This is a genomic window from Paenibacillus ilasis, assembly GCF_043195395.1.
GTDB lineage: Bacteria > Bacillota > Bacilli > Paenibacillales > Paenibacillaceae > Paenibacillus_AQ > Paenibacillus_AQ lautus.
In genome coordinates this window covers 380,399-407,220 of sequence record NZ_JBHDJG010000001.1, presented here as the reverse complement: position 1 = coordinate 407,220, position 26,822 = coordinate 380,399, and the positions used below count along the sequence as shown (strand labels likewise).

Annotated in this window: 26 protein-coding genes and 1 riboswitch; of the genes, 2 read left to right on the top strand and 24 right to left on the bottom strand. The window is 50.6% G+C overall.

The genetic code is table 11. The features are described from left to right. Window positions 1–10: 10 nt before the first annotated feature. The 10 genes from ACETK5_RS02125 to metA form a co-directional block, all read right to left on the bottom strand. On the bottom strand, window positions 11–1,093 hold the full coding sequence (locus ACETK5_RS02125; RefSeq protein WP_127594963.1) for a sensor histidine kinase: 1,083 nt from the start codon (window positions 1,091–1,093) through the stop codon (window positions 11–13). 5 nt (window positions 1,094–1,098) lie between these two features. Continuing rightward, the gene (gene liaF / locus ACETK5_RS02120; protein ID WP_394054214.1) at window positions 1,099–2,211 is read right to left on the bottom strand and encodes a cell wall-active antibiotics response protein LiaF; all 1,113 of its coding nucleotides are present in this window, start codon (window positions 2,209–2,211) and stop codon (window positions 1,099–1,101) included. A 195-nt stretch (window positions 2,212–2,406) separates the two neighbouring features. Further along, on the bottom strand, window positions 2,407–2,700 hold the full coding sequence (locus tag ACETK5_RS02115; RefSeq protein ID WP_174819260.1) for a hypothetical protein: 294 nt from the start codon (window positions 2,698–2,700) through the stop codon (window positions 2,407–2,409). Window positions 2,701–2,831: 131 nt separating this feature from the next. Next, window positions 2,832–3,353 (bottom strand): 3D domain-containing protein, encoded by a 522-nt coding sequence (locus ACETK5_RS02110; protein ID WP_394057307.1) that lies wholly within the window; start codon window positions 3,351–3,353, stop codon window positions 2,832–2,834. Window positions 3,354–3,860: 507 nt separating this feature from the next. Continuing rightward, a complete protein-coding gene (gene thrS, locus ACETK5_RS02105) occupies window positions 3,861–5,798 on the bottom strand; it encodes a threonine--tRNA ligase (protein WP_194544311.1) in 1,938 nt (645 codons plus the stop codon). Between the two features lie 461 nt (window positions 5,799–6,259). Next, the gene (locus tag ACETK5_RS02100) at window positions 6,260–7,165 is read right to left on the bottom strand and encodes a putative sporulation protein YtxC (RefSeq protein ID WP_100538942.1); all 906 of its coding nucleotides are present in this window, start codon (window positions 7,163–7,165) and stop codon (window positions 6,260–6,262) included. A gap of 232 nt (window positions 7,166–7,397) precedes the next feature. Continuing rightward, the gene (gene mqnC / locus ACETK5_RS02095) at window positions 7,398–8,531 is read right to left on the bottom strand and encodes a cyclic dehypoxanthinyl futalosine synthase (protein ID WP_015737124.1); all 1,134 of its coding nucleotides are present in this window, start codon (window positions 8,529–8,531) and stop codon (window positions 7,398–7,400) included. Window positions 8,532–8,697: 166 nt separating this feature from the next. Further along, a complete protein-coding gene (locus ACETK5_RS02090) occupies window positions 8,698–9,918 on the bottom strand; it encodes an aminotransferase class I/II-fold pyridoxal phosphate-dependent enzyme (protein WP_326114362.1) in 1,221 nt (406 codons plus the stop codon). Beyond that, complete coding sequence (locus tag ACETK5_RS02085) at window positions 9,915–11,099, bottom strand: PLP-dependent transferase (protein ID WP_326114361.1); 1,185 nt, start codon at window positions 11,097–11,099, stop codon at window positions 9,915–9,917. Before ACETK5_RS02085 ends, ACETK5_RS02090 begins: the two co-directional genes overlap by 4 nt. A 24-nt stretch (window positions 11,100–11,123) precedes the next feature. Next, window positions 11,124–12,041 (bottom strand): homoserine O-acetyltransferase MetA, encoded by a 918-nt coding sequence (gene metA, locus ACETK5_RS02080; RefSeq protein WP_015737127.1) that lies wholly within the window; start codon window positions 12,039–12,041, stop codon window positions 11,124–11,126. A gap of 133 nt (window positions 12,042–12,174) precedes the next feature. Next, a riboswitch (SAM riboswitch) is annotated at window positions 12,175–12,304 on the bottom strand. A gap of 441 nt (window positions 12,305–12,745) precedes the next feature. On the opposite strand from metA, the gene corA reads away from it, so the two are divergent. After that, window positions 12,746–13,681 (top strand): magnesium/cobalt transporter CorA, encoded by a 936-nt coding sequence (gene corA, locus ACETK5_RS02075; RefSeq protein WP_100538945.1) that lies wholly within the window; start codon window positions 12,746–12,748, stop codon window positions 13,679–13,681. A gap of 77 nt (window positions 13,682–13,758) precedes the next feature. On the opposite strand, the gene ACETK5_RS02070 is transcribed toward corA, so the two are convergent. The 13 genes from ACETK5_RS02070 to ACETK5_RS02010 form a co-directional block, all read right to left on the bottom strand. After that, the gene (locus tag ACETK5_RS02070) at window positions 13,759–14,784 is read right to left on the bottom strand and encodes an HRDC domain-containing protein (RefSeq protein WP_394054213.1); all 1,026 of its coding nucleotides are present in this window, start codon (window positions 14,782–14,784) and stop codon (window positions 13,759–13,761) included. Window positions 14,785–14,976: 192 nt separating this feature from the next. Further along, window positions 14,977–15,873, bottom strand: a complete 897-nt coding sequence (locus tag ACETK5_RS02065; protein ID WP_100538947.1) for an ROK family protein — start codon at window positions 15,871–15,873, stop codon at window positions 14,977–14,979. A 100-nt stretch (window positions 15,874–15,973) separates the two neighbouring features. Then, on the bottom strand, window positions 15,974–16,651 hold the full coding sequence (gene modB, locus ACETK5_RS02060) for a molybdate ABC transporter permease subunit (RefSeq protein ID WP_243390820.1): 678 nt from the start codon (window positions 16,649–16,651) through the stop codon (window positions 15,974–15,976). Continuing rightward, window positions 16,648–17,454, bottom strand: a complete 807-nt coding sequence (gene modA / locus ACETK5_RS02055) for a molybdate ABC transporter substrate-binding protein (RefSeq protein WP_243390821.1) — start codon at window positions 17,452–17,454, stop codon at window positions 16,648–16,650. The genes modB and modA overlap by 4 nt, the downstream gene beginning before the upstream one ends. 38 nt (window positions 17,455–17,492) lie before the next feature. Further along, window positions 17,493–18,389, bottom strand: coding sequence for a 5'-3' exonuclease (locus ACETK5_RS02050; RefSeq protein ID WP_181469742.1), 897 nt, complete (start codon window positions 18,387–18,389; stop codon window positions 17,493–17,495). 404 nt (window positions 18,390–18,793) lie between these two features. Then, on the bottom strand, window positions 18,794–19,156 hold the full coding sequence (locus ACETK5_RS02045) for an arsenate reductase family protein (RefSeq protein ID WP_394054212.1): 363 nt from the start codon (window positions 19,154–19,156) through the stop codon (window positions 18,794–18,796). 34 nt (window positions 19,157–19,190) lie between these two features. Beyond that, window positions 19,191–20,204 (bottom strand): RluA family pseudouridine synthase, encoded by a 1,014-nt coding sequence (locus tag ACETK5_RS02040; protein ID WP_394054211.1) that lies wholly within the window; start codon window positions 20,202–20,204, stop codon window positions 19,191–19,193. Between the two features lie 3 nt (window positions 20,205–20,207). Further along, entirely contained in the window at window positions 20,208–20,768 is a 561-nt protein-coding gene (locus tag ACETK5_RS02035; protein ID WP_100538952.1) for a cob(I)yrinic acid a,c-diamide adenosyltransferase, read from the bottom strand. A 350-nt stretch (window positions 20,769–21,118) separates the two neighbouring features. Continuing rightward, window positions 21,119–21,382: an aspartyl-phosphate phosphatase Spo0E family protein gene (locus tag ACETK5_RS02030; protein ID WP_009590300.1), complete on the bottom strand. Its 264-nt coding sequence runs from the start codon at window positions 21,380–21,382 to the stop codon at window positions 21,119–21,121. A gap of 118 nt (window positions 21,383–21,500) precedes the next feature. Next, window positions 21,501–22,706, bottom strand: coding sequence for an aminotransferase class I/II-fold pyridoxal phosphate-dependent enzyme (locus ACETK5_RS02025; RefSeq protein ID WP_326114356.1), 1,206 nt, complete (start codon window positions 22,704–22,706; stop codon window positions 21,501–21,503). Between the two features lie 14 nt (window positions 22,707–22,720). After that, a complete protein-coding gene (locus ACETK5_RS02020; protein ID WP_326114355.1) occupies window positions 22,721–23,221 on the bottom strand; it encodes an Lrp/AsnC family transcriptional regulator in 501 nt (166 codons plus the stop codon). Between the two features lie 175 nt (window positions 23,222–23,396). Then, on the bottom strand, window positions 23,397–23,792 hold the full coding sequence (locus ACETK5_RS02015) for a spore coat protein (RefSeq protein WP_394054210.1): 396 nt from the start codon (window positions 23,790–23,792) through the stop codon (window positions 23,397–23,399). 48 nt (window positions 23,793–23,840) lie between these two features. Then, complete coding sequence (locus ACETK5_RS02010; RefSeq protein ID WP_326117113.1) at window positions 23,841–24,077, bottom strand: hypothetical protein; 237 nt, start codon at window positions 24,075–24,077, stop codon at window positions 23,841–23,843. Window positions 24,078–24,218: 141 nt separating this feature from the next. Between ACETK5_RS02010 and ACETK5_RS02005 the strand changes: the two genes are divergently transcribed. Beyond that, window positions 24,219–25,445 carry an NAD(P)/FAD-dependent oxidoreductase gene (locus ACETK5_RS02005; RefSeq protein ID WP_394054209.1) on the top strand — a complete coding sequence of 409 codons (1,227 nt, stop codon included), beginning with the start codon at window positions 24,219–24,221 and terminating at the stop codon, window positions 25,443–25,445. A 148-nt stretch (window positions 25,446–25,593) separates the two neighbouring features. Here ACETK5_RS02005 and ACETK5_RS02000 read toward each other — a convergent pair whose 3' ends face one another. Then, window positions 25,594–26,820: an MFS transporter gene (locus ACETK5_RS02000; protein WP_347708119.1), complete on the bottom strand. Its 1,227-nt coding sequence runs from the start codon at window positions 26,818–26,820 to the stop codon at window positions 25,594–25,596. Window positions 26,821–26,822: the final 2 nt, after the last annotated feature.

Below are 26,822 nucleotides of genomic sequence, written 5' to 3'. Positions count from 1 at the left end.
TGTCCCCTCTCTATTCCACTGGCTCAGCCAGCACTTCCTCATCCTTGCCCTCTTCCGCAGCCGGTCCCTGATTGCCCTCGGCCTCAAACAACGGAATATTCACGCGAACGGTCGTCCCTGCGCCCTTTTTGCTTATAATATCGACCTGTCCACCAAGCTTTTCGGCCCGCTCACGCATCGTGGACAGCCCGTATGAACCCTGCTTGCCCGCCACCTCGTCAAACCCAACCCCGTCGTCGCTGATGCTTAAAATCACGCGTTTCTGATCCTCACGAAGCGACATGCTGACAAGGCCTGCCCCGGCATGTTTCACAATATTAGCTACTGCTTCCTGTATGATCAGGAACAGCTGATGCTCAATCGCATCCGATACCCCGCCGTAGAGTTCGACATCCTTCATGCCCTTCAGGCCATTTTGGCGACAGTAATCCGGGAACCACCGTTCGAGTGCCTCCTCTAGGGTTCTTCCTTCCAGTTCAACAGGCCGAAGCTGTGCAATCAGCGCCCGCATCTGCTTCTGAGCCACGTGAGACATCTCAATCAACTGGCCGAGCACTTTATCGCCCTGCTCCGGGTTTCGCTTCAGAACCGCCGGAAGCGATGAAGCCGACATATGAATCGCGAACAGCTGCTGACTGACCGTATCATGCAGATCCCTTGCCATCCGGCGTCGTTCCTCAAGCACTGCGGCTTCCGCGGCAATCTCTTTCTCAATGACATCCTGCTCACCCAGGCGCTGCAGCAGCTTCATCTTCTTCTCCAGCGCTTCTGTCATTCCGTTAAACTCATCGTATACTCTGGCAAAAGAGCCGTCTTCCATGGCCGGCAGCCGTACGTTCAAATTTCCTTTGGCAACCTGCAGCATGTTCAGATGAAGCAGGTCCAGCGGTCGCTGAATGCGCTGTCCCGCGATGTATCCCGCAATCCCCGTAAACAGAAGTACACCGACCGTGTAATACACCCACAGCCGGTTGTCTTCAATATGTATGTAGCCGGATTGGTTTGCTGTATACAGGAAAACAGCAACCCCGGCTCCAATCAACAGAAAGTAAAACAGTATCACCCATTTGGTATTTTTCAGTATCCCCATCATAACGGTTATCCTACCCTATTCACTTTGACATCACCGATAAATACGCTAACGGTGATTCGAATTTTCTTACCCGCTTCCCTGTAATGCGGACTTTCCAGACCGGCATTACTCATAAAGCCGCTGCGGCTTTCCTCCAGCACCTTCATATCGCCAATGAAGGAGTTGGTTGTGACATGAATGCCGACATCCGAATCATTCGGAACGAATACTTTGACATCCCCGATAAACGCCGAGATGTTGATTTTCGTTTCGCCGTAAGGGATTTGGGCTTTGGTCAGATCCAGCACCGTATCACCGATGAACTGCGAGATATTTGTCGGCTTGAGCTGAAAATAATCTTTTCCCATATGCACGTCCCCGATAAAAGAGGACTTGTTCACCGCATCATGGCTATGCCAAGATTGATGATGATGATGGTGCCCGTGCTGTTCATCCTTATATTCCGATCCGTCGCCGTAGCTTCTGCCGTTATCGTCAAAATCAACATGAACCCTAAACCGGCTGCGATCCTGACGGTCCTGGCGCTGGCGCTCATGATGCTGCCCCTGCCAGCGGTAACCCTTACCTGGCTCATGATAATCCTTTGATTCAAGTTCAGGATCGGGCGAGGTATTCTCAGCCTTGTCAGCCTTGTCTGTTTTACCAAATCTCCGTTCAAATTCTTCATCCAGAGAAGAATCAAGCGGACGCGCTTCAGGCGGATCAGGAATGTTGTAATCGTCGCGCCGATGCGAGCTGAAGTCATCCGGACTTGGCGGCGATGGCGGTGGCGTATGATCCTTCGGTTTGAAAATAACATGCAATCCGAACCCAATCAGGATAATTGGAATCGCGTACTTGATCAGATCGCCGAATGAGAAGTCAATCAAATCCAGATTTCTGCCAAGAAAGTACGATCCGATAATGATCGGCACAACGGAGCCCCATAGTGCTCCTCCACGGGCATAAATTAAGCTTTGCAGCCCGAACCAGATGATAAACACCGGCCAAAAGGTCGAGAATATATAACCAAGATCCACATGTATCATATCGAGCTGATTTAGAAGAAATACCACACCAATACCGATGAGCAGCAATCCGTTGCTAAGCTGGCTCCATCCTTTTCTACTCATGGTCATCCCCTTGCCTTCCAGTTCTATTTTTTCTTAACTACAGTGTACAACATATTGCAATGAACCGGTTAGCGGCGGTGGAATGAAGTTGATCTCGGTCTTGAGACTGAGTCCATGGATAAAAATGGGAAAAGAATCAAAATAAAAGACCCCCGCTATAGCGGAGGTCTTATTTCACGAACGGACGCTGACATCTAAACCTTAACGGTTAGCGGAATGGTCCCCTGGTGTGTTCAGTTCGCCAAACTCAGCATCAAACTTCTCGTTCGGCTTTTTGTAGTTCTCTTGAACTTTCGAATTTCCTTTTGGATTGCTGGCGATGCTGGTATCTTCAGCAAACTCAGCATTAAACTTTTCATTCGGTGTTTTGAAGTTCTCTTGAACTTTGGAATTCCCTTTTGGGTTGCTGGCTATGCTGGTATCTTCAGCAAACTCAGCGTTAAACTTTTCATTCGGTGTTTTAAAGTTTTCTTGTACTTTGTTCTTTTTAGCCACAGTATTCACCTCCCTGTTCATATGCAATACCATCATCCTCTTCAGGGGTTTGGCCCCCGAAAAGTAGTATGTGATGAACAGGGAGGCATTATTCTTAAATGTTTACTGCCAATCTATGCGCCATAATCACCCTAAATGGCTTCCTCCAGAACGGATGAAGGCAGGAAACGATAGGTTTCGATCGCGGTATCCAGGGTTCTAAGCATTTCCTCCGTGCATTTGCCGCTTCCGGTTTTAATGACCTGTACCTCGACGTCCTTCTTCCCCCACTCCTTGAACACTTGTTTGGTTGTGGAGAAATAAAGATCGATTTTTTGCCCTTTGATCGCTGATCCGATATCCGCTACGATTCCATAACCATAACCCGGTATATAGAGAATACTGCCAAGCGGAAATACATCCGGATCCGCGGCAATCGTAGACAGCGTATTTCGGTCCCGTTTAACCTTCACCCCGGAGTAGGTGATTCCATATTGAGGATGTCCCGGCTTCTTCCCGGTCGATTCATAACCTGCCGTATACCCCGTAGCGGTTACCTTCACCGTATGCAGCACCTGGTCCTCCCTGGGCGCAAGCACAGGCATGGATTCCCGTTTCTTGCCAGGCCGGCTGGCCTTTGGCCCTGTATCCGGAACTTCCAAGTATCTATTCATATCGCTAAAACCTACTACACGAAGCGCATAGAAGCGAGACATTTCCACGTAATCGGAGCCTTGAATTTCCCCGGCCGGATCATATACATTTCTGAAGTCCGTCGAACCATAGGATTCGCTTAGAATCAAATTGTGGGCTTCTACTATTGAAGAACCTGCACTAAACAAGACGGCTGATAAAATAAAACCAGCAAAAAACCTCTGCCATTTTTTCCATTGGATCATGTGAGTACCTCCCCCTTACTAGCGAGGGTTCCCACTTCCCAAATAGAATATACGTGATGGCAGAGGTTTGCATGTTCCCTTGTTACTTATAGAGGTTGTTCAAAAAGTCCGCTTTTGATCACGAAGCGAATCAGGAAGCAGCTCGGCATCGAATCTTGAATTCAGCCGGGCCTTCCGGTGCTCACGTACCCAAATCGTACGCTCCGCTCCTCACTCCCTAGCTTCATCCAACCTTCTCGGTGCTGAAAATCGACCTTTTTGAACATGCACTTAAAGCTAAACTTAAACGACGTGGGTGTTAATTTCTTCACGAAGCTTGAGGATGATCTCGTCCAGCGGCTGGGCACCGATGTCCCCTTCGCCGCGTTTGCGGACGGAAACGGCGCCCGCATTTTTCTCGTTCTCGCCTACGATAAACATGTAAGGAATCTTCTCGAGCTGTGCTTCCCGAATCTTGTAGCCCAGCTTCTCGTTGCGAAGATCCGGCTCTACGGAGATACCGGCGAATTGAAGCTTCTCGGCCACTTCCTTGGCATAGTCTTCAAAGGCATTGGAAACCGGAATGACTTTAACCTGCACCGGTGACAGCCACAGCGGAAGCGCACCTGCAAAATTCTCAAGCAAGAACGCGGTGAAGCGTTCCATGGTGCCCAGAATACCGCGGTGGATAACGACCGGACGATGCTTCTGGCCATCGTCGCCGACATATTCCAGCTCAAAGCGCTCAGGCAGCAGGAAGTCGAGCTGAACGGTTGACAGCGTCTCTTCCTTGCCTAGAGCCGTACGGATCTGGACGTCGAGCTTCGGTCCGTAGAAGGCAGCTTCGCCTTCGGCCTCATAGAACGGCATGTCCAGGCTCTCGACGACTTCGCGCAGCATGCGCTGGGACATTTCCCACATTTCGTCGTTCTGGAAGTACTTCTCGGTATCCTGCGGATCCCGGTAAGACAGGCGGAAGCGGTAGTCATGGATGCCAAAGTCCTTGTAGACGGTCATGATCAGCTGAATGACCCGCGCAAACTCTTCCTTGATCTGATCCGGACGGCAGAAAATATGCGAGTCGTTCAACGTCATCGCGCGCACGCGGTGCAAGCCGGTCAGTGCACCGGACATTTCATAGCGGTGCTGCATGCCAAGCTCAGCAATACGGATCGGCAGATCCCGGTAGCTGTGCATGTCGCTCTTATATACCATCATATGGTGAGGACAGTTCATCGGACGAAGAACAAGCTCCTCGTTGTCCATCTCCATTTTTGGGAACATATCTTCCTGATAGTGCTCCCAGTGACCTGAAGTTTTGTACAGCTCCACGTTTCCGAGGACAGGCGTGTACACGTGCTGGTAACCGAGGCGCTCCTCCATGTCCACGATATAACGCTCCAGGGTACGGCGCAATTTCGCGCCGTTTGGCAGCCAGATCGGCAGGCCTTGTCCAACAAGCTGAGAGAACGTAAACATTTGCAATTCCTTGCCCAGCTTACGATGATCGCGCTTCTTGGCTTCCTCCAGCAGATGAAGATGCTCATCGAGCTGCGCTTTTTTCACGAACGCCGTACCGTAAACGCGCTGAAGCATTTTGTTCTTGCTGTCGCCGCGCCAATATGCGCCTGCCACATTCATTAGCTTGAATACTTTGATCTTGCCGGTTGAAGGGACATGCGGTCCACGACAGAGATCAAAGAATTCGCCTTGCTCATAGATCGTAATGACGCTATCCTCTGGCAGGGCATTGATCAGTTCCAGCTTGTACGGATCCCCGAGCTCGCCGAAGATGCGCAGCGCTTCCGCACGGCTTACTTCCTTGCGGACAATCGGAAGATTTTCGCCGATAATGCGTTCCATTTCCTTCTCAATCTTCTGCAGGTCCTCCGGATTCAAAGGCTCCTCCAGATCCATGTCATAATAGAAGCCGTCCTCAATGACCGGACCCACGCCCAGCTTTACTTCTTTCGCTCCATACAAACGCTTGGTTGCTTGAGCCAGCAAATGCGCTGTACTATGGCGCATCACTTCAAGCCCTTCGGGTGTATCCTGCGTTACGATTTCGATCAAAGCTCCGTCCTGAAGCGGTGTCGAGAGATCCACGACGATCCCGTCCATTTTTCCCGCGACCGCATTCTTTCTAAGTCCGCTGCTGATTGACGCAGCCACATCCTCAATGCTGCTGCCCGCCTCATACTCCCGTACGGAGCCGTCAGGCAATTTAATGCTAATAGCCACCTTGTATTCCTCCCAAAAAGTATTTCACGTTTCTTCCATATATGAAGGACGCGTTAGTCTCCCCGCGAAGACAGGCATGGACCGCTGAGGTGCCCGCCTGGACTTCAACAAAAGATACCGGAACATGCAAAAAACACCCGTCCCGCGAAGGGACGAGTGTTATACCCGTGGTTCCACCCTAATTCGATCTCTCCATCACCTTATGTACCGGGTACATAAACGATTAAGATCCTTCATCAGCATTGAGTAACGGTCATGAACCGGTGAAGCCTACTCATCCGCATTCATCATGACGTGCGGGTTCGACGACACAGCTACAAAGGGGTAAATCAATGGCGAACCGGAGGAAATTGCAGCCGAGGTTTCCTCTCTCTGAGCGGTCAAATCCGGATTGATTCATGTCTTTGTCAGAGCTTTTACGTGAATTTATCAGTAATTATAATCCTGACCGCTTCGGTGCGTCAAGTCATCATTCGTCCGCTTCCGAGAAGCGCGCTGCATTCCGGACAGCTGCAGCATACTTCGGCGCGGTTATCAAAGATGTGGGCCAATGTCACGATGACGGGAAGCTCAGGCTGCCTCGTGTGGATAATCATGCGGGCCGGAGATACCGAAATCAGCGTACTGACCACCATATCTTCAATCTCCATATCCTGGTCCAGCCTTTCCATAACGAGTCCTTCATCTCGAGGACGTTCAATCGGGCGAAGATTGCCATCCAGCAGCAGGAAATCTTCCTCCCCCTTATGAATGACGTGAACCAGCGGCATTTTGGGCTCCTGAAAATAAACAAAATATTTCAGCAGGCTGACAAACTCCTCGTACTGCTGATCGAGCATAAATTCATCCACTGCATACTCCGCCATCTCGCGGAGCTCCTGTTCATAGGACTGAAGCCGGAAGGTCATGTATCCATCCAGATTGAGCTCAGATGCTTCGTTTAGGCATTGGTATATGCCTTCGGACAGCTTGCGTCTGCGGCTCTGCCAGAAGTCCGCGGACGGGCCTTCCTCTTTTTGCAGGAGCATCAAAAACCATTGCAGAATCCGCCCCGCTTCTTCCTCATCATCAAACTCGAATTCCGAGAACATTAACCGTGCAGCAATCTCCTGCTCCTTCTCTTCCATAATATAAGCAGTGACTGCTTCGGCAGTGAGCCGGCGCAGCGTGTCGGCCGATGCGGTCCATGAGGACAGCGGAAGCTTGCCGGAGCACGTCCAAATCACGCGGTCATCCGAAGCGCTGAATGTGAATTTCAGCTGCTTGCATTGTTTATGTAGCTCTTTCTGCTTGTCTGACAATATACGGTGAAACGCCTTTTTCTCGTCTTCCGTCCGTGTACCGACAGAAATGCTGAACAGTTCCATGGAATCACTCCTTTCGAGTTCCCTTTTCAGTATATGGGGACCCGCTCGGGGATATACGGAACTCCTGCTTGGAAAAACAAGCAAGTCCGAAAGAATATCTAATAAATGGCGCGCATACTAAAAATGTCGATTGACTTAAGTTCCATGAAAACCATACTTTCTAATATCCCAATATAAAAAAAGCGGACCGAGTTGCTCGGCCCGCTTTGCGGATTTCATATAAAGTATAGAATTAGTTCTGCATGACAAAGTCGCGCTCAACGGTGCTGTTATCTTCGAACACGCGCAGAATATCATACCGGGTGTTGCGCTGAGCCGGAATGTTGCCGGTCTCGCGGATCAATTGAATGATCGATTCAATATTGACCTTATACACAGCTCCTGCGGAAGAAACCACGTTCTCCTCCATCATCGTGCTGCCAAAGTCATTACAGCCGTAGCTGAGTGACAGTTTGCCGATCTCAGGTCCCATCGTTACCCAGGACGACTGCAAATTCGGAACGTTATCGATCGCCAAGCGGCCGATGGCTACCGTCTTCAAGTACGCCTCCGGCGTTTCGCGTTCACGCTTAAGGTTTGTATTGTCCGGCTGGAACGTAAATGGAATGAAGGCCAGGAAGCCTTTGGAATCATAACCGTTCTGAATGCATTCATCCTGCGCATCACGTACGCGAAGCATGTGGAGCGCACGCTCTTCCATCGTTTCGCCCAGACCGATCACCATAGTTGCCGTCGTGTTCATGCCGACTTTATGAGCCGTTTGCATGACATCCATCCACTGGCGCCATGTGCCTTTCAAACGGCTGACTTTTTTACGAATTCGATCATCCAAGATCTCTGCGCCGCCACCAGGCAGCGAATCCAGACCCGCGCTGTGAAGCTCGCGCATTACCTCTTCGAGCGTAAGCCCGGAGATCTCCACCATCTTCATAATTTCCGCCGGGGAGAAGGAATGCATCGTAATGTTAGGAAACCGCTTCTTGATGTTACGAAGCAGGTCCGTATAATAATTGAAAGGCAAATCCGGATTGACTCCGCCCTGCATCAGAATTTCAGTACCGTTCACATCCTCGGTTTCCTGAATCTTCTGGAAAATCGTCTCATCGGGCAGAACATAGCCCTCGGAAGAGCCCGGTCTGCGATAAAAAGCACAGAAACGGCAGAATACATCACATATGTTCGTGTAATTGATATTCCGGCCGATAACAAATGTTGTGATAGGATCCGGATGCAGGCGCTTTGTCATCACATCCGCCGCATGGCCAATTTTCTCAATCTCGTCACTTTCAAAAAGCGTCACGGTATCTTCCAGGTTTAGACGCTCACCGCGTAAAGCTTTATCCAATATACGGTTTACCGCACTCATTCTTGCAGCCTCCCTACTTAGAGCAAAATAACAAATCACCAGTAAAACTTTTTCTATCTCATCCTACCACAATCCGGCATTAAAAACGACATCCCGTCCGTGACAGGATGCCGAATTCTATGATTTGGCATATCTTTAAATGAAGTCCTTGCTTCCATGCAAATCTTTAGTAACTGGCAGCAAAAGCCCGATCCAGGTCAGCAATCAGATCGTCCACATCCTCGAGTCCAACCGAGAAACGGAGCAAACCATCCGTAATGCCGCGTTCTTGCCGAACCTTCTCGCCCATCGCTGCATGCGACATCATCGCCGGATACGACAGGATGCTCTCCACAGCTCCCAGGCTGACCGCTACCAGCGGCAGCTTCACATGGTTCAGCACCTGCTTGGCGCGCTCGCCTGAGCCGACGTCAAAGGAGATGACCGCACCATAACCGCTCGATTGCTTCTCATGGACTTCACGTCCCGGATGATTCAAGAGGCCAGGGTAGTACACTCGCTCAATATCGCTTCTCCCTTGCAGCCAGGCCGCCAGCTTGGCTGCACTTTGCTCGGAGTGGGCCATTCGTGTGCTGAGTGTCTTCATGCCGCGCATAAGGAGCCAGGAATCCTGAACCCCAAGCACCGTGCCCAAACCATTTTGCAGCTGCTTCAATTGGTCTCCAAGCTCCTGGGTTCTGGCTACCGCGAGACCTGCCAGCACATCGCTGTGCCCGCCAAGGAATTTGGTCGCGCTGTGGATGACGATATCCACGCCGAATTCAATCGGACGCTGGTAAAACGGCGTCATGAACGTGTTATCCAGCAGGGTAAGCAGGCCTTGCTCCTTCGCCCAATCCGTCACGGCACCAATGTCGGTAATTTTTAGGGTCGGGTTCGAAGGAGTCTCCATATAGACCGCTTTCGTATTCGGTTTGAGGGCCGCCTTCACCTGATCCAGATCGGTCATGTCTACAAAGGTGCTCTCGATGCCCATACGGCTCAGAATGCTGGTCAGCAGGCGGTAGGTCCCGCCGTACACGTCCTCCGTCACGATCATATGATCGCCCGCGGAGAGCAGCATGAACGAGCTGGAGATCGCGGCCATACCGGAAGCATAAGCGAAACCGCGTACGCCTCCTTCCAAGAGGGCGATATAATCTTCCAGCGCCTGCCTCGTCGGATTGCCGGAACGGCTGTAATCATGTTGGGGCGGGTTAAAGATATCTTCATGATGAAACGTAGAGGCTTGATAGATCGGAACGCTTGAGGCGCCGGTTGCCCGGTCGATTTCCCCGCCGAAATGCAATAATTTCGTCTCGAAACGGAGTTCTTCCTCGCGCTCCCGTTTTGTTGATAACTGCTTGGATTGCGTTTCCAAGCCTGATGGGCCTTTATCGATGCTCATTCTCCCGTGCTCCCTTCCACTTCAGCCATAGCTGCGCCCAGCGCAGCATCCAAATCCGCGATCAGGTCATCCGCATGCTCGATGCCGACCGAGAACCGGAGCAAGCGGTCATCCACACCGATCGCATCCCGAATCTCAAGCGGGATGTCCGCATGGGTCTGGACGGCTGGGTATGTCATCAGGGACTCGACGCCCCCGAGGCTTTCGGCGAACGCAATCAGCTTAATATGCCGCAGCACGGGCTCCACATAGCGGGCGTCCTTCACCTTGAAGGAGAAGATGCCGGTGTTGCCGCTGGATTGACGGTTCTGTATGTCATGTCCCGGATGATCCGACAGGGCAGGATAATATACCTCGCCGATCGCTGGGTGAGTTGTCAAAAAGGTCGCCACTGCGGTGGCATTCGTTTCGTGCCGATCCATGCGCAGCGCAAGCGTCTTCATGCCTCTCATCAGCTGATAGGAATCGGTCGGGCTTAACACCGCGCCGATGGAGTTATGAAGGAAAGCCATCTCCTCCGATAATTCCTTGCCCTTCGTTACGATGATACCCGCCAGCACATCGTTATGTCCTCCCAAATACTTGGTGGCGCTATGTATGACGATATCCGCCCCAAGCTCGATGGGTCTTTGGAAATATGGAGTCAAAAGCGTATTATCGACGATGCTGATCAGTTGATGGCGCCTTGCCCACGTACAGACGGCTTCGATATCCGTAATCATCATAAGTGGATTGGTCGGCGTTTCGACAAAGACAGCCTTCGTGTTGGGCTGTCTTGACCCTTCCAGGGCATCCAGGTCATTTGTATCCACGTACGTAGCCGTTACGCCGAACTTGGACATAATCCGCTCCAGCAGCCTATACGTCCCACCATACAGATCCAGCGATACAATCAGATGATCCCCTTGGCCGAACAAAGCAAAAATCGTCTGAAGGGCAGCCATGCCCGAGCTGCAAGCAAAGCCGGCATCACCGGATTCCAGCTCGGCGCAGGCATCCTCCAATACCGACCGGGTCGGATTTTTCGTACGGGCATAATCAAACCCCGTGCTCTGGCCTAATTTGGGATGGCGGTACGCCGTAGCCTGATAAATCGGAAAATTCACGGCTCCGGTTACCGGTTCTTGCACCGACCCGATCTGTGCCAGCCGGCTCTCTATATTCAAAGGTTTCTTCTCCATCACAAACTCTCCTCCCGTATACTGCTATATTTGCGGACCAATATCGTACGGCGTTTCCTGATATACATAGTAATTGAGCCAATTAGTAAATAATAAGTTTGCATGCGCGCGCCAGATGGACGGAGGCGTCCTTGTTGGATCATCATTCGGGTAATAGTTGCGCGGCAGCGCGATATCCATTCCTTTGGCAACGTCCCGGTCATACTCCCATTTCAGAGAGTCCGCATCATATTCGGAATGCCCTGTGGCAAAAATCTGCTTTCCATCGCGGCTGGATACCAAATAAATGCCTGCTTCCTCGGACTCGGACAGGATGACCAAATCGTCAACACCTGTAATGTCTTCGCGCCGAACTTCCGTATGACGGGAATGCGGAACAAAGAACATTTCGTCAAAGCCGCGAAGCAGCTTGGTACATGCTTCATTGATCGTATGTGGAAATACGCCAAAGCATTTTTCCTCGAGGCTGTATTTCGGCACGCCGTAATGATAATAAAGCCCGGCCTGCGATGCCCAGCAGATATGGAGCGTGGAGGTCACATGCGTCTTGGTCCATTCAAAAATTTCAGTAAGCTCATCCCAGTAATTCACTTCTTCAAACTCCAACTGCTCGACTGGAGCTCCTGTAATAATCATGCCGTCAAAACGACGGTTCTTCACTTCTTCAAAGGTTTTGTAAAATGATTTCAGATGCTCAGCCGACGTATTCTTCGAAACGTGGGAACTCGGATGAAGAAGAACAACATCCACCTGGAGCGGGGAGTTACCGATCAATCGCAGCAGCTGGGTCTCCGTCGTTTCCTTGGTTGGCATCAAGTTCAGAATAGCAATCCGCAATGGGCGGATATCCTGATGAAATGCATGACTCTCATCCATGACAAAAATGTTTTCTCCAGCCAGAACTTCCTTTGCCGGCAAGGCATCCGGAATTTTAATTGGCATTGTGGCTCACTCCTTCGAAATATGAAATGATACATCCATAAAAAGCTGTGAGAAAGAGCGTTAGACTGTATAAACGCAAGAAAACCTTTCTCGAAGTAGAGAAAGGTCATCATATACGTATCACAATGCGCCTCTCTCATCTGTCAGACTATACAACGGCTTCGAAGAAGCGTCGTATCTCCTGCAAGAATTAGCACCGTGCGATGTTGCCGCCGGTTGCCGGGTTTCATAGGGCTAGTCCCTCCACCTGCTCTTGATAAGATTTCGCTTTATTCAGTTGTCTTAAATGGTTCGTAATTGATACTTACTTTAAATCATTCCCAATTTTTCGTCAAGAACCTTTTCATAAGTCCGTCACACTTCACCGAAGGTTTCCATACCCTGTACAAATGGCCCTTGATTGCACCGGATTTTCAACTTGAAAGGTCCTACACCCGGCGTTATACTAGACAAGTGCTGTTTAAAACCGAGTATGAAAGAGGTGACATGGAAGATGGACGGTGACCCGAGCCAGAAACTGGATGCACAAGACGCACAACCGCATAGGATTAAGATCAGCTTACCGGCAGAGGGCGGCGTTATTTTTCATGCGCTTTTATCGTATTCTAACCTTCCTTGAATCATGCCTGTATACCGGTGGGCTGATATCCTGTGCCTTTACTGCTGAACCAAGCAGTTTGTATTTGACAAAGGAGTGATATCAGATGAAAATCCGGTTGGTCGATTCGGGTGTATTTACCCCTATTGATGACATCGAAATGACGCTGACGCCTCCGGCCAGCGGCTTCTACTGGCTGGATGCGGACGTGGATGATTTAGCCGAACTGCAGCCCCTCTTCTCCCTGCATGATCTTGCGGTTGAGGATTGCCTCAGCGAAGAGGAGCAGCGTCCCAAAATTGAAATATACGAGAACCACTATTTTATCGTCGTGAACAGCATCCGGTTTGACGACGAAGAGATTTTCCTTCGGGCATTGAATGTTTTCCTGGGCAGACATTTTATTATTACGGTAACCAAGCAAAAGATCCACGAGCTTCGCACCGTTAAGCCGCTTCTCTGGGAGGACGAAGTCAGCACGCCTGACCGCTTCCTTTACCTCTTGATCGACCTTGTCACGGACAACTATTTCTCCGTCGGGGACCGCATCGAGGCGCGGATTGAAAAGCTGGAGGAAGACATCCTGATGCATACCAAAAAAACACACTTAAGCGAGATTATCGGTCTGCGAAGCGAAATTCTTTGGTTGAAAAAGGTGCTTGGTCCGCAGAAGGAAGTTATCAATACACTTAACAAAAAAGATCTCCGGCTGATCGATGACCAGCTGCAGAAATATTTCAGCGATATCTATGAAAATGCCGTGAAAATTTCCGAAACCTTCGAGACCTACCGGGATCTTATGGGGAACCTTCGAGAGGCTTACCAATCCAGTATCGCCAATCGGGCCAATGAAATCATGCGTGTGTTTACCGCCATTACAACGATCTTTATTCCACTGACGCTGATTACGGGCATCTACGGCATGAACTTTGACAATATGCCTGAGCTTCACTGGAAATATTCATATTATGTAGTTATAGGCATCATGATTTCTGCCGGTGCCCTCATGTTTTATCTGTTCCGCAAAAAGGACTGGATATGAAATATCACAGCTTCACAGACAGAATCAGGACGGATCTCCTTGCCCAAGGAAATCCGTCCTGATTTCGTTCGTGCGGATTAGCCTGCGTTCGCTTTGCCAGGCTCTTCCCGCCGGAAGCGAATCCGTATCAGGCGCAGCCGCTCATACAGCTTCTCCGTTCCGCCAATCTCTTCTACCTCTCCATTCCGGGCTTGTCCTTCACCATATACCCGTTGTAATACCGGTTTAAGAAACGTATCGCCCAGCTCTTCAAAAGCCTTCCATACCGTCGCCTGCTCTGAAGCCGTGATCGTATTCAATTCTACCTCCAGCAGTTGCTCCGTGTCATAACCTTCCTTCTCGAGCCCCTCCAATTCCTCAACCAAATCCCGGCGAGATAACGCGGTGCGCTCTTCCAGCTGGGTCAGCGAAGCTCCCTCTGCTATGCCAAGCAGCATCGTACGACGGATTCGGAAGCGGTCCAGCTCTTGCTTGTAGCGCTGCTCCTTCTGTTTATACAGCCAGGACAAGAACACTTCTTCCTGGAGCTGCTTATAAACCCAATCCAATGGAAAGGTTGTGGTTCGCTCGATTTTCGTCGTGATCTCCAGCCACTCCGCCCCATGCTCCGAGGCCTTGCTGACCCCGATTCCCGGAAGCTGCAGCAGCTCTTCCTCATTCTGGGGGATGAAGGCGCTAATCATGCGCAGCACCCGATTGCTGGCAATGAAGTAAGGGGCTTTTCTTCCGGAGGCCGCCTTTCTCCTGCGCCAGGCACACAGCTCCGTGTACAGCTCCTCCGAGCCATACAGCTCACTGTAGCACTGCAGCTTCTGCACACCAAGATTCTTGCCTCCCGTCTCTCCGGGTTCATGGAATACCCCCTCAACAAGCGGCCGGAAGCCCTCTCCAAGCTTCTTCGCTAATTGATGTCGGTACACGCATAATAACTCATTCCATGAATTCCCTTCATACCACTCCTCGTCGGATACTTCACCGTCCGGTTCCATATGCCGCCAACCGAGCTGCCATCCCCCCTCTTCCTCACCGATCCATACTTGAGCAGAACGGAGATGACCTGACTCATCCGCTCCGCTCATCTGATTCATGAACACAATTTGCATCCCTCAAATACCTCCCGTTTAAGCATTCAGCACAACGATGATACAACGCAAAAAAGCACCTCTCCTCCGCCGCAGCGACAAAGAAAGGTGCTTCCCGTTCCATACGTTATACTGTTGAAACCATAATACCATAATCTGTAATAAAATCAAACCAATTTTGGCTCACTCTATATAAGAAATTAAGAAATAAGGTTAAGCCTGAACGCTCTTGGCCTCATCTACTGCCAGCTTGGCCAGCGCCAATGCGCCGCAGAGCCCCGCATTATCGCCGAGCATCGGCGGAACGATGAATTGATCGATCCCGTCATGAAGGCTTGGATGCTGAACATATCCGGCCAGCAGCTCCTGAAGCTTCGTGCGGATCAGCGGGAACAGCTGCTCCTGCTTCATAACGCCTCCGCCCATCACAATACGCTGAGGGGACAGAATGAGGACATAATTCATCAGCGCTTGAGCCAGATAATAAGCTTCCATCTCCCAAGCCGGATGATCCGGCGTCAATTCCACGCCGGGAACTCCCCAACGTTTGCCAAGGGACGGACCGGCTGCAAGCCCCTCCAGACAGTCGGCGTGATAGGGACAGGTCCCTTCATACCGGTCTTCCGGATGGCGGCGCACATAAATATGCCCCATCTCCGGATGAGACAAGCCGTGGATCAATTCACCAGCTACCACGGCGCCTGCTCCTACTCCCGTTCCGATGGTGATATACAGACAGCTATCCAGTCCCTGGGCAGCGCCCCATGTATATTCTCCAAGAGCTGCTCCGTTTACATCGGTATCAAATCCAATCGGAACATGAAAACGCTCTTCCAAAGCTTTGACAATATTGTAATTGCTCCAGTGCGGCTTCGGTGTCGTTGTAATGCAGCCATAAGTCGGGCTGCCCTTCACCGGATCAATCGGTCCGAAAGAACCGACTCCGATCGACTCTATATCCTTATCAGCAAAAAAGTTAAAGACGTTTGCCATGGTTTCTTCCGGGGTTGTTGTCGGGAAGCTCACTCGCTCCACAACCGTTCCATCCTCCATACCCACGCCGCAAACGAACTTGGTTCCTCCTGCTTCAATTGCTCCAAGTAAACTCATGCTTCTTCCATCCTCTCCACGATGTGCTGTGCCTTGTTCTCGATTTGGTTGCTAACAAGCTCTATTCGAAGCATATGTAAACATTGTGCTCCCGTCAAGTCTACCTGCCGCTTTCTCTGCTTCTGCCCGTTCCTGACGCGGCGAGTAACAACCATGAGAACAAAATAATGACCGCCGTCCACGCCCATGCCAGCCCGCTTTCGCCATTGCTAACCGCAACGTAAATCGCCGTGGGCAGCGTTTGCGTGACGCCCGGTATATTGCCTGCAACCATCCAGGTTGCCCCAAACTCGCCCAAGCCTCTGGCAAAAGCCAGAATGAACGCCGATACGCCTGCCCTGCGGACCAACGGCAGCGTAATCCAGCGAAGCACCTGCCATTCACCGGCCCCGGCCGATCGCGCCGAATCCTCAAGCTCCGGGTCCACGGACTCAAAGCCCACCCGCATGCTCTGATACACAAGCGGAAACGAGACCACTATAGCCGCTATGACTGCGGCCCCCCAACTGAAAATGATGGGCCTGGCAAACAGCCATTCGGCAGCTGAACCTATCCAGCTGTTTCTGCCCAGCATGACAAGCAGAAGAAAGCCGACCACCGTAGGCGGAAGCACAAGCGGAAGCATCAGCAGCGTTTCGACGGCCGTTTTGCCGACAAACGCGCGCCGGGACATCCAGCGTGCCGCCGCTGATCCCAGTATAAAGGCAATGATGCTGGACAGCAGTGATGTTTTTATCGACAGCCATACCGGCATCCAGAACATTTCGGTCGTGGTCACGGCGACGCCTCCGCTACCTCAAATCCAGCCTCCGTGAAGATATCCCTGATCTCGGGCTTCCGCATAAATTCAAGGAGCGCCTCAGCCTCCTGCGGATGCTTGGCATTGCCGGGAACCGCTGCAGGATATTCAATCGGTTGGTGCTTGTCCGGGTCGACCTCAAGCGCAAGTTTTGCCTTGGTCGAACTCTTCAGATCGGTTTTATACACAAAACCGGCATCCGCATTCCCCGACTCCACATAAGCGAGAACTTGCGTCACGTCCTTGGCATACACCGCCTTGGATTCGACATCATCCCAAAGGCCTTCATTCTGAAGAGCATCCTTCGCATACTCCCCGGCCGGTACCGTATCCGGCTGCCCGATAGCCAGAACGCGTACTTCAGGTTTGAGTAGATCCGATAACTGCTTCACGTTCTGTTTGCCAACAGGCTCAATCAACACCAACGCATTCCGAAACATCAACTGAACCGCATCGGATTGTACGATCCCCTTCTCGACCAGTCGATCCATCGGCTCCGTTGCTGCGGATACAAACAAATCTACAGGCGCCCCTTGCTCGAGCTGTTGTCCAAGAGAGCCCGAACCGCCGAAATTATACCGCAGCGTAACATTCGGAAACTCTGCTTCAAATCGTCGTCCGGTCTCTTCCAGGCTGGATTTGAGGCTTGCTGCTGCCGAAACAATCACTTCCACCTTCTTCTCAGCCCCTGAGGGCTGCTTAGTGGTATCGGTTGAAGGAGTCTGGTTGGAGGCACATGCGGATATTAGAAGCAGCATGGCCCCAAGCAGCAACCCGGTCAAGATTGATGTTCTTCCGAAATTAAACGGTCTCCACATGACTAGGAAACCACCGCCACCCCAAAAAGATGGCCGAGGCTCTTCATCTCGAGCTCCTCCAGTTTGGTTAATGCCCGTTCGTGATCCACGCTCAGGCGGCATAGGTCCAATTCGCACTCCATTGGAACCTCGCAATGGATTTCGGCCAAAGCCCGGGACAGATGCAGCATTTCCAGATCCGCCTCGATCTTGGTGCGGACCCCTTTGGTCAGTGAATCAAGATTCGCAAGAATTCCTTCCACGGATTCATACTCCTGAATCAGCTTGACCGCCGTTTTCTCACCAATCCCGCGTACGCCCGGATAATTATCGCTCGTATCTCCCATCAGGCCTTTCACATCGATCACCTGTCTTGGGGAAAGTCCTTTTTCGGCATACAACGTTTCCGGGGTATAATGCATATAATTGCCGTGTCCCTTTTTCATAATAATGACGGAAGTCGAATCGTTCACGAGCTGAAGCAGATCGTGGTCCCCCGACAGGATCATGACATTCATGCTATCCCCATACCGTCTGGCCAGCGTACCGATGCAATCATCAGCCTCATAGCCCACGACGCCCAGATTCGGAATTCCCAGGCATTCCGTCACATCACGCACCAACGAAAACTGCGGAACCAGATCATCCGGCGCTTCCGGACGATTCCCTTTATACGAGGCAAATTGCTCTGTACGAAATGTTTTTGAGCCCATATCCCAGCAGCACGCCACATGGGTAGGCTGAAATTTATCGATTGCATCCCACATATACCGCAGGAAGCCGTAAATCGCGTTGGTCGGCACACCCGCTTTGGTTCGACGGATATAGCCGCTTGACGCGGTCGCATAGTAAGCACGAAATAATAAAGCCATCCCGTCTACAAGCATTAAGGATGGTTGTTGATTGGGTATCACAGTCATGATCGCTCCTAACTTTAACTTCTCTGATATAACCTTAAATATACCTTGTCATTATACCATATCCCTATATAGACTTGGGCTAGTCACAAGGCATTTCTTTGAATTTCCTATCATTGGCTGTTCATAAGAAAAACGTCTATCGACGTACTCTCTCAGTAGACAGACCGCATGTAGCGGAAGTTTTTCTTGCGAGATAAGGATGCTAAGCCTCGGATGTTTATACTTTTCTTATCTCTTAAAACAAAAGAGCATCCCGGCGGTCCAAGGACCTTGGGATGCTCTACCTTTACCAGCAGGAGAATGCGTCAATGCCGGATCGTTGCCCTTCAACAATCGGGTTCCATCAGCTCTTTTAACCGGCCTTTATTGGGCCTGTCCTTGTCTCCGGCTAAAAAATGGCCCTTCTACTTCTGCCATGAATCCTGATATTGTTCCGCCTTGAAGCCGACGGTCACTTTACTGCCGTCCGTCACGATCGGACGCTTAATCAATCTTCCGTTGGACGACAACAGTTCGATTTTCTCCTCGTCGGAGAGTCCAGGCAGCTTGTCTTTCAGGTTCATTTCCTTGTAGACCTCGCCGCTCGTATTGAAAAATTTCTTCAGCTCCAGGCCGCTCTTGGTGATAAGGTCGGCTAATTCATCCTTCTTTGGCGGTTGCTCAAAAATATTTTGAAGCTCCAGCTCATGCCCTTCGTTCTGCAGCCATTTCACCGCGTTACGGCATGTCCCGCATTTCGGGTATTGATATACTTTCAGTTTGCTCATTCGATACGTTCTCCTTCTTATGTTGTTTTGAAAATTAGGTCGCCTCTTCCGCAAGCACGTTTCTCAGAGAGTTCATATCCTCAGGGAGCGGAGCGGTGAATACCATCGGGGTCCCCTCGATCGGGTGCGTCAGTGTCAGGCTGGCTGCATGCAGCGCCTGCCTGCCCATGCAGCGATCCAGCCTCATGATGGATGCGGCTTCCTGCTCTGCCGGTCCCTCGTTCTCATAGGAAGCAGCTTCCGTCCCATCTGATGGCGACTCCCGATCGCTGTAAACCGGGTGCCTATACATCTGATCTCCAATCAATGGACAGCCGATGCTAAGCATATGCACCCGAATTTGATGGGTCCGGCCCGTTTCCAGCTTCAACTCAACCAAGGATGCGGAAGGATAGGTTTCGCATACCTGATACCGTGTCAATGAAGGATATCCATCCGGAGTTACGATGCGACGGTGGGGCTCTAACGGATCCCGATCAATCGGACCATCAATATCGCCTGACGGCACAGCAGGCTTGCCATGAACAAATGCTACATACCTCTTGTCAACCGTGCCGGCTATCATTTGTTCGGAAACATGCTGGTGAATATACGGATTCTTCGCCACCACCAGCACGCCGGAGGTTTCCTGATCCAGCCTGTGAACCGCTCTGAACCGGTAATTCCAGCCCTTCTCCTGCCAATAGTGAACAACGCCGTTCGCCAGTGTGTCCGTATAATGACCGTGCGTCGGATGCACGATGATCCCTGCCGGCTTGTTCAGAACAAGCAGATGCTCATCCTCGTACAGAATATGAATTTTCATCGGCTGGGGCAGCATATCGTCTGACCGTTCCTGCTCCATTCGGATTTCGATCAGATCTCCCGCATGCACTTTAACGCTAATGTATACACGGGTCCCGTTCAGCATGATCCCCTGCTCGGTCAACTTGAGGCGCGAGAGCAGCTTACGGGATACCCCCATTCGTTTTTGCAAAATGGTCTTAAGCTGCATGCCGTCTTCTTGCGGTGACACGACATAGCTAATTGGCGGATAATACAAATTCATGAATTACCGAAACACCTTTCCACTTCGCTCATATTCGACATCCGGAATCCCGGCGTGCACATTGGCTGCCCGCGCAGTCACAAAGAAATAGTCGGACAATCGGTTCAGATAGCGGCGAACCTCCGGATTGATTTCCGTAGTTCGCTGCAGCGAAACGGTCAACCGCTCGGCTCGGCGGCATACGGTCCGACATACATGAAGCATGGAGGACAACGCGCTTCCGCCTGGCAGGATAAAACGCTCAAGCGGAGGGTTTTTCTCCTCGAATGCATCCAGCCATGCCTCCAGATTATCCACAAGATCAGCGCTTACCTTGAGTTTATCCTCACGAGGTCTCGCATAGGCCAGATCCGAGCCGCAATCGAACAGTTCATGCTGGATTCGAACGAGCTGAAGATGCAGCTCCTCAAAGTCGGCTTCCTTGGCCAAAAATACGGCTTGACCGACAAAGCTGTTTAATTCATCGATCGTGCCATACGCCTCGATGCGCGGATCATCCTTGGGCACACGACCGCCAATAATTGAAGTTTCCCCCGCATCTCCCGTTCTCGTATATACCTTCATCACATCTTCCTCCATTTCAAAGTCCGATTCATATTGAACGAACACACCATATTTCTTAAGATTATAGAATTTATAGTTTCAGCGAAGCTGAGTAATTCTATAATCGCAAGAAAAACTTCCTTTAACCGCGGTCTGTCTTCTGAGAAAGTACGTCGATAGACGTTTTTCTTATTATGCTCAACTATAGCATAATTTCCAATAACGGTCCCTCTACGGCAGAATAAGCCCCATGCTGATCATGATTCCGGGACGAGTTTTTGCACCAGGGGATTGTTTTAAACGCAAACAAGGCTGATCCGTGAGGCATCTAACCTCAGGAGCAGCCTTGTATTATTCAATCATGTCGTATTTTATAGTTTCTTTTTGGGATGGGCCTTCATATATTCGTTGATCTTCAAATCCAGCAAACTGCTGATCTCGATAACAATCTCCGATGTGAAGGACTGCTCTTCCAAAAAAATTTGTTCCATCTTCCGGCGAAGCATATGAATTTCGTCTTCCAAGGTAATTTCCTGAGGAGTGGATTTGGCTGATTTAATTGACCATTTACCGTGATTATTGTCTTCAGCCGTATAGTCACCACGGTAGTTTGACAATTCATAATCACAAAACACTGGTGATCCCTCCTTGGAAAGTAAAATTCTGCCCCCAAAATAAAATTATAACATATATTTTGCCAATGGAAAGTGATTTTTTTGTTAATTCAAGGAAAAAGTTCAACGATTTCCTTGCCTACTTTATTTTTTCCACAAAATTGCCCATTCTCTCCAAGGCCTCATTCAGTTGGGCAATGGATGTAGCATAAGAGCAGCGGATGAATCCTTCCCCGCCAAGCCCGAATGCGGTGCCTGGTACTGCAGCCACTTTTGCCTCGGTCAGCAAGCGCTGGGCAAATTCATCCGAGCCGAGTCCCGTTCCCTTGATGCTCGGGAAGGCGTAGAACGCTCCCTGCGGTTCGTGGCAATCCAAACCGATCTCCCGCAGCCCTTGAACCACGAGCCTGCGCCGCTGGTTATAGGATTCAACCATTCGATCCTTTTCCCCCATGCCGTTACGCAATGCTTCAAGTGCTGCGACTTGCCCCATTGCCGGTGCACACATGACTGTATACTGGTGTATTTTCAGCATGGCGCCGATCAGATCGGCATGAGCGCACACATACCCCATACGCCAACCGGTCATAGCAAACGCCTTCGAGAAGCCGCTCACCAGTATGGTGCGGTCCATCATGCCTGGCATCGAGGCAAAGCTGACATGCTTGCCTTCATATGTGAGCTCAGCATAGATTTCATCGGAGATCACAATCAGATCGTGTTTTTCTACCACTTCTGCAATGGGCAGCCAATCCTCATAGGTCATGATGGCTCCTGTCGGATTGCTTGGATAGCACAGGATCAGAATCTTCGATTTAGGGGTGATTTGCGCTTCGAGCGCCTCGGCCGTCAGTTTGAAATGATGCTCTGCCGTCGTTTCAATACCAACGGGCACCCCACCACCGATTGAAGCAATCGGCGAGTAAGAAATGTAACACGGCTCGGGAATCAGAATTTCATCTCCGGGAACAATCAAGGCACGCAGCGCCAGGTCAATCGCTTCACTGCCGCCTACGGTTACGATTATTTCATTGGCAGGATTATAGGTCACGTGGAAACTGTCGTTCAAATATTCCGCGATCGCCTCCCGCAGTTCCGGCATACCGGCATTGGACGTATATCCTGTAAACCCGCGCTCCAATGAATACACGCAGGCTTCTCGTACATGCCACGGCGTTACGAAATCAGGCTCACCGACACCAAGTGTGATAATATCCTTATTTCCACTGACGAGATCAAAAAATTTCCGGATTCCGGAGGGTTGAATGTCCCTGACCCTAGGCGCCAAATAGGAGCTCATCGATTTCCTGTTATTTTCTGCAAGCTGCTGTTCGTTCACAATCATAGCACACGCTTCCTTTACGGCGAGATCAGGAGACGATTGTCTTCTTGACGTTCTTCAAAAATAATCCCGTCTTGTTTATATTTTTTTAAAATAAAATTCGTTTTGGTCGATAATACAGAATCGATAGGTGACAGTTTCTCCGAAACAAAGTTGGCCACCTCACGCAAGCTTCCACCTTCCACTTCAACCAGCAAGTCGTAGGCGCCAGACATAAGATAGACCGACTTCACCTGCGGGAATAAATAGATCCGTTCCGCAATTCCTTCAAAGCCTCTTCCGCGCTCAGGTGTAATTTGAACCTCGATCAGCGCCGTAACCTTCTCGTCTTCCACCTTGCCCCAGTTGACAACGGTCGCATACTTGACAATCACGTGATCTCGTTCAAGCTCCGCAATGGAGGTCTTTACTTCTTCCTCATCTACACCGAGTAGAGTAGAGAGTAGAGCCGGCGATCTTCTCGCATCTTCCTTCAGCAGATCAAGCACCTTCAGTTTCAATTCGCTAAGCTCTTCCATATACGTATCCTCCAGCACTTATTCCGAATAACCATTCTTCATGCATGATATTTCGGAACAGAGATTAATACTTATATTACAATAACTTACACGGGATGTGCAAAAAAAAATACCGATGCATGCCTGCAGCAACGGCTGCGGGGGTCATCGGCTATCGTTTGAGTTAACCAAGGGATCATTGGGTTACATTATTAGAAGAAGGAGCTACATTGGTGGCATGCGGCGCTACATTCGGATGATGCGCGAACGCGCCCATGCTGGAAGTTTTTTGATGAATGGTTTCCTGTGTTTTTTGCAGGGACTGCTGCGCTTGCTTATACTGCTTGTCCACGTCGTATTTCAATGCGTGCCGAGGCGCGGTATACATGTTCTGCTGCTTCATCATATTAAAAAACTCACCTTGCAGCTTCAGTGTATCTGCAGTTAAATTCGTAAACATTTGACGCACGTCAGGGCAAGAGGCTTCCGTCGTGGCTGTCGTATACTCTCGAACAGACCGTTTCAGTTCTCCCAAAATAGGGCTAAGCATGTCCTCTTCGGGCAGGTATGAAGATCCATTAGGGGTTACCATAAGTCGTTCCTCCTTAACAATTTAACTTCGAAAGTCTATAAATCTCCTTTATTGAGGCTGCGTCGGCGCAATATTGCTGTGACTCTGCAGAGAGTTCACCAACATGTCCAGATGCTGTTCATGGCGTTTTACGAATCCCAGCAGCGCCTGCTGGATAGCAGGATTCTGACTGGCAGCTGCCGTCGCGGCGCAATGCTTGGCCAGCATGGTCTCGTTGGAGATGCAATCCGCAATATAGTCCAGTTCTTTTGAGGTTAGAGGCTGTAATTGCTGATTAGGTGTCATCTTTGTACTTGTTCCCCTTTCCATTTAAGTTGCACAGGAGCTAGTATGCCACCTATATAAAAATCTATGTCGTGAGATGTCATTAAATACGAAAGGAACGTCCAAACTAATAACGAAGTGACAATGAGGGGGTGAGGGACCATGTTACTGACCGGCGGAACAACGCCCTGGAAATATTTAAACAGTGAACCTGTAAAAAAATACCCCGGGCTATCAGAACAGCTCAGCTGTGATGTGCTAATTGTCGGCGGCGGTATTAGCGGCGCGCTGATGGCCTATGTGCTGAGCAAGCAAGGCGTGGACACGATCCTGCTGGACAAAAAACGCGTATGCGAAGGCAGCACATCCGCCAATTCGGGTCTGTTGCAATTCTCTAGCGACTGCCCCCTATCTGATCTGATCCAACAATTTGGTGAACAACGGGGCTCCTCCTTCTACATGATGTGCAGAAATGCTGTACGTCGGCTCACCGAAATCGCAAATCATCTGTCCAGGGATTCCGGCCTGATCCCGCGAAGCAGCCTCTACTATGCAAGTAACCCCCAAGATGTCGGCATGCTTCGGCATGAGTATGACCTGCTCAAACGCAAGGGCTTCGATGTGGAATACTGGAGCCGTGAGCAGGTGAAGGCTAACTTCCCGTTCTCAAAAGAAGCGGCCATCTATACCCGCGGCGATGCCGAAGTCGATCCCTACCGTTTCGGTCATAATCTTCTCCAAGATGCCAGCGAGCATGGGCTGCGAATTTATGAAAATAGCGAAGTGAAGGAAACACGGTATACCGATAGCGATGTCACCGTTTTAACCGATCAAGGAAGCGTTCTGGCCAAAAACGTGATCTGGGCCACTGGGTATAGCACCCAAGAATGGAAGCCTGATTATCAAGCGGAGCTGCTCAACACCTATGCCATCCTGACGGAGCCTGTATCCGATCTGTCTTCATGGTATGAGCGGGCATTCATATGGGAAACAAATCGCCCTTATCTCTATTTCCGGACAACGCCGGATCAGCGAATCATAGCCGGAGGGCTGGATGAGCCGCTTCCTCCTTCAGGCAAACCAGAGGAATACGCTGAACCAAGAGGCCGGAGACTGCTAAATGAAATTCATCAGCTGTTCCCCCATATGGCGGATTTGAATATCGCCTGCAGTTGGGCCGGCCTGTTTGCCACAACCAAAGACGGCATCCCGCTGATCGGCAGACACCCGCAATATCCGCACAGCTACTTTATCGAGGTGTATGGCGGAAACGGGACCGTTTACAGCATGATCGCTGCGGATCTGCTGGGCAAGACGATTGCAGGACATGAGCCCGAAGAACTGAAATGGTTCTCCCTGACACGGCCAATCGACCTGAACCACACCTAAATAATTGAAGGTATCCCCTACAGGCCTTACGCCCTTGGAGATACCTTCTTTGCGTGTATACGATTTGCGTCGCGACGCAGCCGAATGTTTTAAACATACCTTGGTCGACCTGTGTTATCCTACACCGCTCATATGGATGCAATCGGACTTAGGTGACTTGTCCTTTGGATGGAAACAGCTTTCGTATAAACAGCCATGATCCGATAGGGGATGCCCCCAGAAACAGCAGCAGCAGCGTCACCGTTAACGTGTCCTGTCTAAATGACAGGACAAGAATAAACACAAGCAGACCCGTAATTCGGCCTACGGTTAGACTGAGTTCCCGGAGCACAACCAGTTCAACCCGCTTCTCCACATTTTCCTCATTCACTCCCATAAGATCAAAGCTGGCCGATATAGCCGGCATCATGTACAGGGGAATAAACAGCGACGTCCCGATTCCCAGCACCAACAGCGTAGTATAGTTGACGGCAAACAGCAGCGGCAAAATGACCAGCAGCATCAATATCGAACCTACCAGCATGCCGGTTTTACGAAATTTGGGCTTGAACCACTTACCGCAGGCCCAGTAGCTGACCAGCGAAACCGCCGAAGTAATCAATGCGTATTGCCCCAGCTTCGATTCCTGGTCCGTCGCCACAAAAACAAGGAGCGTAATGAGAAAGGAAAACACACCTTCCCTGATTCCCTGAACGGCCAATCCGAATACGGCGTATTTCCAAACGCCGCCCTCCTTGAGCCGGCTCACCCCCTCCAGCCAATGGTAGTCGCTCTGGACCGGCCGTTTTCGCAGAAAAAAGCTCAGCACCACCGTCGCTGCGAAGATGACCATCGATACGGTAAAAATAAACCGGTAGCCCCGATCCCCATGCATCATCGTGATGATCCAACCCGCCAGCCACGGACCGATAATCCCCGTGATGGAGCCCAGGAGTCCGATCCAGCCATTAAACCAGTCCCGATTCTCCGCGCTCGAAACCTCGAAATAAACCACATTAAAGGCTAACCAGAATAATCCTAATGACACGCCGAACAGCAGGCCAAGAGGCCAAATATAATGGACGGCGTCCCGCCCTGTCCACAGAACGCATAGATAAAACAGGCCGGACACCGCAATTCCCAGGCGAAGCGCATTCATTTTGTTATGCTCCTTCACCCATTTGCCGGCGGCCCAGAACGTCAAGCCCAATGCGACCTGCTGAGCAATCGTGAACCAACCGAGCATCGTATAATCCTGGCGGCTTTTCCATAAGTATACGTTGAGGAATGTACCCGACAATGCACTCGATAGTATAAACAACCCATGAACCGATAACAGAAGCATAGCCTGGGGGTCCTTTGTCAACTTCATATACAGTTCCTCCCTTGCCCTCACAC